The 11797-nt window shown below is 68.5% G+C and carries 10 protein-coding genes; 4 read left to right on the top strand and 6 right to left on the bottom strand.

All coding sequences use genetic code 11. The features are described 5' to 3' along the window. Positions 1-161: 161 nt before the first annotated feature. From ACIBJC_RS25290 to ACIBJC_RS25280, 3 genes are all read right to left on the bottom strand, one after another. A complete protein-coding gene (locus ACIBJC_RS25290; protein ID WP_399296170.1) occupies positions 162-371 on the bottom strand; it encodes a hypothetical protein in 210 nt (69 codons plus the stop codon). Positions 372-606: 235 nt separating this feature from the next. Further along, positions 607-1674 carry a helix-turn-helix domain-containing protein gene (locus ACIBJC_RS25285; RefSeq protein ID WP_399296168.1) on the bottom strand — a complete coding sequence of 356 codons (1068 nt, stop codon included), beginning with the start codon at positions 1672-1674 and terminating at the stop codon, positions 607-609. Then, complete coding sequence (locus tag ACIBJC_RS25280) at positions 1604-3196, bottom strand: recombinase family protein (RefSeq protein ID WP_399296166.1); 1593 nt, start codon at positions 3194-3196, stop codon at positions 1604-1606. Before ACIBJC_RS25280 ends, ACIBJC_RS25285 begins: the two co-directional genes overlap by 71 nt. A gap of 75 nt (positions 3197-3271) precedes the next feature. On the opposite strand from ACIBJC_RS25280, the gene ACIBJC_RS25275 reads away from it, so the two are divergent. Then, entirely contained in the window at positions 3272-3463 is a 192-nt protein-coding gene (locus ACIBJC_RS25275; RefSeq protein ID WP_399296830.1) for a thiamine biosynthesis protein ThiC, read from the top strand. Between the two features lie 75 nt (positions 3464-3538). On the opposite strand, the gene ACIBJC_RS25270 is transcribed toward ACIBJC_RS25275, so the two are convergent. The 3 genes from ACIBJC_RS25270 to ACIBJC_RS25260 all read right to left on the bottom strand — a co-directional run bounded on the left by ACIBJC_RS25270 (position 3539) and on the right by ACIBJC_RS25260 (position 7413). Next, the gene (locus tag ACIBJC_RS25270; RefSeq protein ID WP_399296164.1) at positions 3539-4384 is read right to left on the bottom strand and encodes a hypothetical protein; all 846 of its coding nucleotides are present in this window, start codon (positions 4382-4384) and stop codon (positions 3539-3541) included. 150 nt (positions 4385-4534) lie between these two features. Further along, entirely contained in the window at positions 4535-5863 is a 1329-nt protein-coding gene (locus ACIBJC_RS25265) for a metallophosphoesterase (protein ID WP_399296162.1), read from the bottom strand. A 437-nt stretch (positions 5864-6300) separates the two neighbouring features. Further along, positions 6301-7413: a LacI family DNA-binding transcriptional regulator gene (locus ACIBJC_RS25260; protein WP_399296160.1), complete on the bottom strand. Its 1113-nt coding sequence runs from the start codon at positions 7411-7413 to the stop codon at positions 6301-6303. A gap of 394 nt (positions 7414-7807) precedes the next feature. Between ACIBJC_RS25260 and hisC the strand changes: the two genes are divergently transcribed. The 3 genes from hisC (at position 7808) to cydB (ending at position 11765) form a co-directional block, all read left to right on the top strand. Next, positions 7808-8887 carry a histidinol-phosphate transaminase gene (hisC, locus tag ACIBJC_RS25255; RefSeq protein ID WP_399296158.1) on the top strand — a complete coding sequence of 360 codons (1080 nt, stop codon included), beginning with the start codon at positions 7808-7810 and terminating at the stop codon, positions 8885-8887. A gap of 362 nt (positions 8888-9249) precedes the next feature. Then, entirely contained in the window at positions 9250-10758 is a 1509-nt protein-coding gene (locus ACIBJC_RS25250; protein WP_399296156.1) for a cytochrome ubiquinol oxidase subunit I, read from the top strand. Between the two features lie 14 nt (positions 10759-10772). Then, entirely contained in the window at positions 10773-11765 is a 993-nt protein-coding gene (gene cydB, locus ACIBJC_RS25245) for a cytochrome d ubiquinol oxidase subunit II (protein WP_399296154.1), read from the top strand. Positions 11766-11797: the final 32 nt, after the last annotated feature.

Raw genomic sequence — 11797 nt, 5'->3', positions numbered from 1 at the left:
AGCCCTACAACGTGCGCACGTGCATGGTGGCCAGGCTGAGCCTGTCAACGGATCGAGCTTGTCCTTGGCGCGAATCGTGGTCATCGAGAGTTCTGTGATCCTGCTGCCGTCGGCACGTACCCGATAGACGCGTAAGGTCATCCGGCGCGTGACCATGATGCTCATACGCGTGCTCTGATCCACACGACGAGGCGGCCGGTCAAGTCAGCTCCGGCTCCCCCGAGTTCGACGTAGCCGAGGTTGTTGACGGGAAAGCCGCCTCGCAGGGAGGGCAGGGTGAAACCGGCCTCCTTGAGTGCTGCGGCCAGGTCGTCGGCGGCCTTCCTTCCATCTCTGAGGGCGTCGTTCGTAGTGTGCCTGGTGCTTGTCATGCCGGGACGGTAGGGCGCTTCGAACTGGACTGAGGGGACAAAATGTCCCCCTGCCTCCTTGGTTTACGCGGCCACTCCGACGGCTTCGGCGAGTTCGACCGCCTCGGTCCGGAGCGGGCCGGGCACGGTGCGGGTGAGATCGGCTGCCAGCGCCCGCGCGGTCGGTACGTAGCGCACGGCCTCGGGCGAGACGTCGAAGGCGCGGCGTAGGTAGTGCAGTGATCCAGCGTGCTCTTTACGGGCGTGCTCGGATCGGGCTGCGTCGAAGAAGGGGCGCGACCGGCGCTCCGACGGAAGGGATGGACTCGGGCACGGTCTCAGAGGCGCGACGAAGTGCCGCGCCGGGAGTGCGTAGATCTACGCCGATGGTGACAGCGTGCACGGCGACGTTGCCAGCACCGAACATCGTCCAGGGGTGCGCGTATCCGGGCATCTGACGCGCGGTGGCATCGGCTTCGTCCCACCAACGCCAAGCGTCTCCGTCACGCCCTTCTTTGGCACACGTAATGGCGGCGTGGAGGCAGAGCGCGCCGAAGGTGCCCCGGAGCATGTCGGGACCGTCCTCCAGTCGGGGGCGCAGTGTGGCGGCGGCCTCCGAGACAGGTCGGAGAGCTTCCTCGGTGTGCCCGTTCCCGCGCAGCCCGTTGCCGGCGATCCAGGCGGCTGCGGCCAACAGCGTGGGGTCGTCGGACTCTTCAGCCGCCATGCGAGCACGGTCCACAGTGAGCCAGTACAGCTCGGGCTCGGTGGTGTGGGCCGCGTACTGCTGGGCGAGTGCGTACGCCTCGGCCATTACGGCGTACGCGTGGCGCCGTTCGGCTCCCTCTGCGGACTTGGCAGTGGCCTGGCACGACAGGAGCAAATCCGGTAGTACGGAACCGACTTCGCTGCGTTGATGCCGTGATGTGTGCCAGGTGACCCATGCCGCCCGGACGCGTCCTGAGAGTTGATCGATGTTGGCCGTCTCGTACGCGGCGCGGCGGAAGATCGACGCGTGTACGGCGTCACGCAGCGCGGGCACCGCCGGGTGTGAGAGCTTGCCCCAGTCGGAGACGGGGAGCGCGGTCCCCATCCCGGTGAGTACGGCGAGATCACTCAGACGCATTGCCTGAGCGAGGCGGACCAGCATCGGAAGTGAGCGGATGTCACGGTCGCCGTTCTCGTTCTTCTTGAGCCAGTCGGCGGAGCGGCCGACCAATCCAGCCAGCACGGGACGGGACATGCCGCGTCGTTCACGAGCGATGCGGATGCGCTCGCCGGTCGTCAGCTCGTCGCCACACCGGCTTGAGGAGGTCAGGGTCAAAAGCCTTGTTGCCCTTGCCGCCGGAAACCGCGATCACAGCACTGAGTACGCGCTTGATCGCTTCTCGCTTCTGGGCGAGGGTCCGTGACTCCCATGACTTGGCCACGTCCTCCTCTGCCGCTTCGGCCTCCGCCTTGAGCGCCGTGTGCTTGGCCTGGTCGGCGCGGAGTTCCTTGATCCGGCGTTCGAGGGCCGGGAGGTTACGGAAGAACGCTTCGTCGTCGATGTCCGTGTCCCTGTCGTCGTGCCAACGGCGTTCCAGCTCCTTACGGCTGGTGAGAGCGCGCTCCAGAGCTTCGGCCTTGTCCCAGTCGGGCACATCGCGGGCTGCATTCACCGCGTCGGCCTCCAGCTTGGCCACTACCAGCTTCTCCACGATCTCGTCCGTCTTGTCGCCGCGCTTGTATGTCTTGTTGCAGCCGCCGTCCACGGTCTTCTTGCACATGTACGCGTGCTGGTATCTGAGCCAGCTGTTGGCCTTGATCCCGATCATTTTGTTGTTGCAGATGGTGCCGTCGTCCAGCACGTTGCCGCAGCGCAGGATGCCGGTCAGTAGGTACTTGTGGACCAGGCCACCGCGCGGCACACCTGTCCCTCGACCGCGTTCCTTGATCGTGGCGGTGATGGCGTACCACTGCTTGGGAGTGATGATCGGCTCCCATTCGCCCACGATCGGCTGGTCGTCGCCGTCACGGACCAACTCCCCCTTGATCTCGCGGTAGCCGCAGAGCCGGGCGTTGGTGAGTACCTGCTTGACGGTCGCGTACTGGAAGAGGTTGCCCCGGCTCGTGATGAACTCGGCCTCCTTCCAGCGCAAGGTGATCTCCGAGACTGAAGCCCCCGCGATCACGTCGTGCACGGCCTTCTTGACCGCGTCGGCTTCCTTCGGCCGGAGGGTGACCTTGTCGTCATCCCAGCCGAAGGGGCGCCACGCGGACGTGGACTGGCCTCGGACGGCTCGGCTGCGATGGCTGTTCCGGCTGCGGCGCTGCTTCTTGCGTGTCTCACTGAGAGACATGGCCACGCCCACCAGCCCCTTGATCTCGAACCCCTCGGCGTAGAGATCCTGCACGCCGTTGGAGTCGTGATAGACGCGTTCCTCCTTCGACGTGAACGCCTTGAGGTAGCGCTCCCAGTCGCTGGGGCGGCGGTAGAGACGATCGTCGTTCACCGCCATGACACCGTGAATCGGGTATCCCTCGGGGGTGGCACCAGCGGCAAGATCGGCGATCAGCTGCTCGAAGTCGTCCCGGATCACGGTCTCTTTGCTGGCGCTCTTGTCGTTGTCGGTGTAGCGGTAGACGATCACCCATCCCAGACGGCGGGCGTCGTCGGTCATGTCGCGGTGCTGGTCCTCGATGCCGTGGGCGTCCTTCACCCGGCCGTCGAACGAGATGCGCGCGTAGGAGACAACGCACTTCAGGTTGGGATCGGCGGCCAGCATGGCCCGGACTTCCTCGACGGACGGCAAGCTCTCGGGTGCTCCCCGCAACTTGCTGATGGTCTCCTCACGCTTGCCCACAGTGGCCCCCTCGTCCATGGAACTGGCTTGGTGAGACGACATTAGCTTGTGTGAGCTCTGTTTATATTCTGCTCGATGAAGATCTCGCAGGACATCCGGCGCAGGCACGGCGGCGAGATGGCGGGCGGCGAGATGGCGGGCGGCGCGGGAACGGGCGGCGCGGACGGGGCCGGGGTGCCGGCGGACGAGATCGAGGCGGGCATGGCGGAGAAGTCCAAGGAGTTCGCCGCATCCGGCAACCGGGTCTATCTGCCACTGGTCGACTGACCGTTCCGGCGCCGGTCCGGTCCGAGGCCCGGGGGCCGAAGCAAGCCGGTCCGAGGCCCGGGGCACCCGGCGGGGTTAATCCGGCCGGTGCTCCGGGCCGCCGAAGTCGGGGCTGGTGAAGTCCGGGCCGCTGTAGTCCGGGCTGCTGAAGTTCGGCCGCCGTCCGGCGGTGGAACCCTCGTCGGGGCTGCTGAAGTCCGGCCTGCTGTAGCCGATCTTGGGGAGCTGCTTGACCGTACGGGGCGGGCTCGGCGCCGCCGGGTCCGCGCTCGGGTCGGCGAGGGCCGCCCGCAGGAAGGGCAGGATGCCGCGCTCCAGCAGGGCGTGGCGCCAGGCCTCGCGTGCGCGGGCGACCTCGTCGGGCAGCTCTCCGCCCGCCGTCTCGTCGGCGGGAAGCTGCGTCGAGCTGTTGCGCAGGGCCGTGACCAGCAGCCCTACCGCGGCGGCGAGGATGCCGAGCGCGGTGACGGCGGCGAAGAACCAGCCCACGGCGAGCATGCTGTCCGCGAACGCGGGCGCCGGGTCGAGCGCCTTGAGGAGAAAGCCGACCAGCAGGAAGATCGCCGCGGCGGTGCCGCCGAGGAGCGGGACCAGGACCGTGATGACGGCCGCGAGCCCGGCACCGGAGTCCGTCGCGTCGTCCTCCGCGGGCTCCAGGACCGAGTCGCGGACCGACGCGGCGGTGCCCGGCGAGCGGAACTCCCCGCGGATCTTGGCGTAGTGCTCGTACTCGGCCGCGGCGGACGCGGTGATCCGTTCCGTCGCGTTCAGCGCCATGGTGCGCAACTGCTCCGCGTTGAGCCGCTGCCCGACCGTGGCGAGGTCCGGACGTTCGTGCGCATTGCGCAGCACATCGCCAAGGATCCGCTCGAAATCCGCGCGATCCTCGCTCAGCAGGTGCGGAGCGCTTTTCATGTGCATCCCCCGATACTCCGTAGGGCCGTTGCGCCCGTGTGGAACGAGCCGCAGTCGGCGGAAACGGAGGAGAGCCTGCTACGGATAAGCCGATGGTAGAGCGGTTTTGGCGTGGCGTGACAGGGGGTTTGCGGAAAACACCTGTCCTGCATTGATTCAGTTGGCCAAAGGAAGCCGTACGACCAGCAGTTTTCCCGCCATCGTCACTCCGCCGTCCATGGCGATGGCCAGACCGTCGGCATATACGTGTGGCCCTTCCACCACCGGTCCGGTGTCGTCTTCGTCGTCGGACGCGTCTTCTGTGCCGACTTCGCCGAGCAGATAGGGAATCGGGCTGTGGCCGTGGACGACACGTCCTCCGCCGTACTGGGAGAGGAGTTCCTGGACGGCCTGCGGGCCGCCTTCGTCACGGAACGCGAAGCGTTTGGTGAGTTTGCGGAAGAGGTCCCAGCATTCGTCGGCGTCATTGCGCGTGAGGATCTGGTGGACCGTGTCGTTGACGTCGTCGATGGACGAACCGTAGTCGAGATAGGCCGTGGTGTCGGAGTGCATCAGCAGATGCCCGTCCTCCTCGACGACCGCGTCGAGCCGGGACATCCACTGGAGATGGACGTCCTGGAGGCGCTCCATGTCGGTGCGCTGGCCGCCGTTGAGGATCCAGGCGGCCTGGAAGGTGGCGGTGCCCGCACCGGAGTTGACGGGCGTGTCGCCGAACCGCTTGGCGCCGATGAGGAGCAGTTCGTGATTGCCCATCAGGGCCTTGCAGTAGCCGCCGGCCGCCGCGGCCTCCGCGGAGAGCCGCATGACGAGGTCGATGACGCCGATGCCGTCGGGGCCACGGTCGGTGAAGTCGCCGAGGAACCAGAGGCGGGCGTTCCCGGCCGACCAGCGGCCTTCGCCGTCGATGAGGCCCTGTTCGCCGAGGGCGGCGACGAGTTCGTCGAGGTAGCCGTGCACGTCACCGACGACGAAGAGCGGTCCCGGTCCGTCGGTCTCGGCCTCCTCGGCGGGGTCGACGACGGCCTGCACGGTGTCGCCCCGGTTGACCCTCGTGATGACCGGGAGGTCGCGCTCGGTCGGCGTGTACCCCTCCGGAAGTTCGTCGGCGGGGACCGCGTCGCCGGGGTGACCCGAGACGTCCGGTTGGCCCGAGACATCCGCCGCGGGGCGCTCGGGCGCGCCTGGCGGGTGTTCCGCGGTGGCGGCGAGGGGGGCCGGGCCGGCGGTCCCCTGCCCGGGGGCGGCGGGCGGCTGGTCCCGTACGGCGTCCGACCGGTCCCGTACGGCGGGCGGCTGCTCCCGTACGGCGGCCGGCTGCTCCGGTGCGCCACCGGTGGGACCCGAAGGGTCCCCCGGTGCGGGAGCGGCCGGTGCGGGCCGTCCCGGCTCTCCGGACTGCACGGGAACCTGCGCGTACGGCGGTACGCGGAAGTCGCGCAACGTCGCCGTCCGCACCACGGGTCCCTGACCGGCCCCCTGTGTCATCGACCCCTCCACCACCGTCGTGCCGCCGTACACCTCTCGGCCCCACCGCGCCGCCGGACGGGGCGAGCCCGTCGGCGGAAAAAGGGAAGGTCCATGGTGTCGTGCGCCCATCATAGGAATGACCTCGGGCCTCTGTGACGCACCAGGGGTGGTGAATCCGATCGTACCGCCGGTTCGGCGGCTGTTTTCTCGCTGATCGCCCGAAATGCGGAAGGCCCGGCCGTTCGGCAGGTTGCCGGGATCCGCGGGTCGCGTGGTGTCGTACGGCCGCGAACGCGGTTGCGTCGGCGGTCGCGTCCCGCTTTCGTACCGCCTCCGTACCGGTTCCGCACGGCGCTGGTACGGAGGCGGTACGGAGGGCGGCAGCGGCCGACCCGCAGGTTCTGTACGGCGCCGGTGCGCGGGCGTACGGAACCTGCCGTCGCGTTCGGCGCCGGTCAGTCGCCCGCCGGGGAGCGCGGGGGGCTGACCGTGGTGCGCGGCGGGCGCCGCTGCGAGGAGGTCCGGATGATCAGCTCGGTCGGTATCACCTGCTCGACCGGCCGGTCGGTCTCGATCCCCTCGATGGCGTCGATGAGGAGCTGGATGACGGCGGTGCCGATACGGCGCGGCTTCAGCGAGAGCGTGGTGACGGGCGGCTCGGTGGAGGCGTACACCGTGGACTCGCTGCAGCAGACGATCAGCAGGTCCTCCGGGACCCGCAGCCCGTACCGCCGGGCGGCGGCGAGCAGATCGGTGCCGTTGGGGTCGAAGAGGCCGTAGACGGCGTCCGGGCGGTCCGGACGGGCCAGCAGCCGGTCGGCGGCGACGGCCCCCGCACACGGGTCGTGGGCGGGGTAGGACTCGTAGACCGGATCCTGGCCGACGCGCTCGCACCAGCGCAGATACGCCGTGGTGGAGAGCCGGGTGTACGTGTCCGTGGTGGTGCCGGTGAGCAGCCCGATACGGCGGGCTCCGGCGTCGGCGAGATGGTCGAGCAGGTCGAGGACGGCCGCCTCGTGGTCGTTGTCGACCCAGGCGGTGACGGGAAGGGTGCCCGCGGGCCGGCCGTCGGAGACGACGGGAAGGCCCTGGCGGACGAGTTCGGCGACGACGGGATCGTGGTCGGAGGGGTCGATGACCACGGTGCCGTCGAGGGCGACGTTCGCCCAGACGTCGTGGCGGGAGGTGGCGGGAAGGATGACGAGGGCGTAGCCGCGGGCGAGCGCGGCGGAGGTCGCGGCCCTGGCCATCTCGGCGAAGTAGGCGAACTCGGTGAAGGTGAAAGGTTCATCCCCGTACGTGGTCACGGTCAGGCCGATGAGCCCTGACTTGCCGGTACGGAGGGTTCGGGCGGCGGCGGACGGCCGGTAGCCGAGGCGCTCCGCTACTTCTCGGACATGGCTTCTGGTGGCGTCGGGTAACCGGCCCTTGCCGTTGAGGGCGTCCGAGACAGTCGTGATGGAGACACCGGCTGCGGCGGCGACGTCCCGGATGCCCGCCCGACTCTGCCGGCTTCCCCGGCGGGTTGTGTCCGTCCGGCTCACCTGGTGTTTCCCTGCTGCTGTCATGGCGAGCCGATAGTAGGGCGCGGGCGGGCGGTGGGGCCGGTCGCATATGCACCCGGCAGCAGGCACGTTTCTGCAAGACAGATCAGGGTCAACCTCCATGGAAGCAGAGGGAGTTAATCGTTACTGCCATGGTCTCCTATGCAAGGAGCGGTCTGGACCTGTTGAGAGGCCCATGTTTCGAAGAGGTCTCAACTCACCTCTACGAGGGATGCGCGCCACGGCGCGAGCCACCGGCGCACGCCAGGTACGGAAGTGCTCCCCCCTTTTTTTCACGGCGCCCGGAGTACGCGGCGGCCGTCCATCCTCATAGGGTGAGCAGGATTGACGGAGCGGGGACGGTACGGACGGTGCCGGACCGAGCGACCGACCGACGAACGGCCGAGGAGGACCCGCGGTGAGCGAGACGAGCCCCAAGCTGCGCGCCGAGCTGGACGGCATTCCGACGTACAAGCCGGGCAGGCCGGCCGCTGCGGGCGGGCCCGTCGCGTACAAGCTGTCCTCCAACGAGAACCCCTACCCCCCGCTGCCCGGGGTGATGGAGCAGGCGGTCTCGGCGGCCGGCGTCTTCAACCGCTACCCCGACATGGCCTGCACCGGGCTGATGAACGAGCTGGCCGACCGGTTCGGGGTACCGGTCTCGCACCTGGCGACCGGCACCGGTTCCGTGGGCGTCGCCCAGCAGCTCCTTCAGGCCACCGCGGGCCCCGGCGACGAGGTCATCTATGCCTGGCGCTCCTTCGAGGCATACCCGATCATCACACAGATCTCGGGCGCGACATCCGTCCCGGTGCCGCTGACGCCGGGTGATGTGCACGATCTGGACGCGATGGCGGACGCGATCACCGACCGGACCCGGCTGATCTTCGTCTGCAACCCGAACAACCCGACCGGCACGGTGGTGCGCGGGGCCGAGCTGGAACGATTCCTCGACCGGGTGCCGAGCGATGTGCTGGTGGTGCTGGACGAGGCGTACCGCGAGTTCAACCGGGACGCGTCGGTGCCGGACGGCGTGGAGCTCTACCGCGACCGCCCGAACGTGGCCGTGCTGCGCACTTTCTCCAAGGCGTACGGGCTGGCCGGGCTGCGGATCGGGTTCGCCGTCGCGCACGAGCCCGTCGCCGCCGCGCTGCGGAAGACGGCGGTCCCCTTCGGTGTGAGCCAGATCGCGCAGGAGGCGGCGATCGCCTCGCTGCGCGCCGAGGACGAGCTGATGGGGCGCGTCGGCTCGCTGGTCGCCGAGCGCGAGCGGGTGTACGGGGGCCTGGTCGACCAGGGGTGGACCGTGCCCGTGACGCAGGCCAACTTCGTCTGGCTGCGGCTCGGGGAGCGCACGCTGGACTTCGCGGCGGCGTGCGAGGCGGCGGGCGTGGTCGTACGGCCCTTCGCGGGCGACGGGGTACGGGTCACGATCGGTGAGGACGAGGCCAACGACGTCTTCCTCCAGGCCGCGGCGGCGTTCCGCAAGGAGCTGTAGGGAACTCAGGGACCCAGGGGCTGTGACGGGCTCCAGGGAGTCGTAGGGCTCCCGGGGTTCCCGGGGCTCGCGCTCGGTGCGTACACATGTTTCAGGGGTGGCCTCGCGGGGCCACCCCTGACGCGTACCGGGCCCCCTCCTGGGTCCCCGCCCGGGCCCCCTCCCGGGCCCCGCGTCGTGGCCCGGCTGCGGGGGAGCGCCGTTGAGGGACCCCCCCCGCGAAGATCCGGATGGCTTGTGCGACATAATGCTTGTGAATGTGAACGCGTTCACAAGCTAGTCCGGTTCCAGGTGGTACGCCCCGGTCAAACCAGGCGTTCCGCCCCCGCCGCAGGGACAGGCTTGATGTAAGGAGAGAAGACGTGGATCTCGCTCTGGCGCCGGAGACCCTGGCGCGCTGGCAGTTCGGCATCACGACCGTCTACCACTTCCTCTTCGTCCCCCTGACGATCTCGCTCGCCGCGCTCACCGCCGGGTTGCAGACCGCGTGGGTCCGCACGGAGAACCCGAAGTACCTCAGGGCCACCAAGTTCTGGGGCAAGCTTTTTCTGATCAACATCGCGATGGGTGTGGTCACCGGCATCGTGCAGGAGTTCCAGTTCGGCATGAACTGGTCCGACTACTCGCGCTTCGTCGGTGATGTCTTCGGCGCTCCGCTCGCCTTCGAGGCGCTGATCGCCTTCTTCTTCGAGTCCACCTTCATCGGGCTGTGGATCTTCGGCTGGGACAAGCTGCCGAAGAGGATCCATCTGGCCTGCATCTGGATGGTCTCGATCGGCACGATCCTCTCCACGTACTTCATCCTGGCGGCCAATTCCTGGATGCAGCACCCGGTCGGCTACCGGATCAACAAGGAAGCGGGACGGGCCGAGCTCACCGACTTCTGGCGGGTTCTCACCCAGGACACCGCGGTCACCCAGTTCTTCCACACCCTGACCGCCGCCTTCCTCGTCGGTGGCGCCTTCATGGTCGGCATCGCGGCCTTCCACCTCCTGCGCAGGAAGCACATCCCCGTGATGCGCACCTCGCTGCGCCTCGGCCTGATCACCGTCGTCGTCGCGGGCCTGCTCACCGCCGTCAGCGGCGACACCCTCGGCAAGGTCATGTTCAAGCAGCAGCCGATGAAGATGGCCGCCGCCGAGGCCCTGTGGGACGGCGAGGGGCCCGCACCGTTCTCCGTGTTCGCCTACGGGGACGTCGACAAGGGCCACAACGACGTCGCCATCGAGATCCCCGGACTCCTCTCCTTCCTCGCCAACAACGACTTCACCTCGCACGTCCCCGGCATCAACGACGTGAACAAGGCCGAACAGGAGAAGTACGGCCCCGGCGACTACCGGCCCAACATCCCCGTCGCCTACTGGGCCTTCCGCTGGATGATCGGCTTCGGCATGGCGTCCTTCGGTATCGGCCTGCTCGGACTCTGGCTCACCCGCAGGAAGTTCCTGCTGCCACCCGCCCTGCGGACCGGCGAGGACGAAGTCCCCCACCTCGTCCTCTTCCGCAACAAGGCGCTCAGCCCCAAGTTCGCCAGGTGGTACTGGATCACCGCCCTCTGGACGCTGCTCTTCCCGCTGATCGCCAACTCCTGGGGCTGGATCTTCACCGAGACGGGCCGCCAGCCCTGGGTGGTGTACGGAGTGCTGCGCACCGCCGACGCCGTCTCCCCCGGTGTCTCCCAGGGCGAGGTGATCGCCTCGATGACCGTCTTCACCCTGCTGTACGCGGTCCTCGCGGTCGTCGAGGTCAAGCTGCTCGTGAAGTACGTGAAGGCCGGACCGCCGGAGCTCACCGAGGACGACCTCAACCCGCCCACCAAGATCGGCGGCGACCACACGGACGCCGACCGGCCGATGGCCTTCTCGTACTGAGGAGTTGAGGAGCTATGCACCTTCACGACGTCTGGTTCGTGCTGATCGCCGTCCTCTGGACCGGCTACTTCTTCCTCGAAGGGTTCGACTTCGGCATCGGGGTCCTGACCAAGCTGCTGGCCCGCGACCGCAAGGAGCGCCGGGTCCTCATCAACACCATCGGACCCGTCTGGGACGGCAACGAGGTCTGGCTGCTGAGCGCCGCCGGAGCCACCTTCGCGGCCTTCCCCGACTGGTACGCCACCCTCTTCTCCGGCTTCTACCTGCCGTTCCTGCTCGTCCTGGTCTGTCTGATCCTGCGCGGCGTCGCCTTCGAGTACCGGTCCAAGCGGCCCGAGGAGAGGTGGCAGCGCAACTGGGAGCACACCATCTTCTGGACCTCCCTGATCCCCTCCCTCATGTGGGGCTTCGTCTTCGGCAACCTCGTGCACGGCGTGAAGATCGACGCGGACATGGAGTACGCGGGCAGCCTCGCGGATCTGCTGAACCCGTACGCACTGCTCGGCGCGCTGGTGACGCTGGCCCTCTTCACCTTCCACGGCACGGTGTTCGCCGCGCTCAAGACGGTGGGGGACATCCGGGCCAGGGCCCGGAAGCTGGCGCTGGGCCTGGGAGCCGTCACCGCCGTGCTGGCGCTCGGCTTCCTGGCCTGGACCCAGGCGGACAGCGGCGACGGGGCGAGCCTGGTCGCGGCGATCGTCGCCGTGGTCGCGCTGGTGATCGCGATCGGGGCCGTCGCGGTGGGGCGCGAGGGCTGGTCGTTCGTCTTCTCCGGGGTGACCGTCGTCGCGGTGGTCGCGATGCTCTTCCTGACGCTGTTCCCGAACGTCATGCCGTCCTCGCTGAACGAAGCGTGGAACCTGACGGTGACGAACGCCTCCTCCACCCCGTACACCTTGACGATCATGACCTGGTGCGCGGGGATCGCGACCCCTGTCGTGCTGCTCTACCAGGGCTGGACGTACTGGGTGTTCCGCAAGCGGATCGGGACTCAGCACATCGCGTAGCGGGTCCGGACGCAGCAGTGGTCGTAGGCCGT

Origin of the sequence: Streptomyces sp. NPDC050509 (assembly GCF_044457965.1) — a bacterium.
Taxonomy (GTDB): Bacteria; Actinomycetota; Actinomycetes; order Streptomycetales; family Streptomycetaceae; genus Streptomyces.
This window is presented reverse-complemented; position numbering and strand designations above follow the sequence as displayed.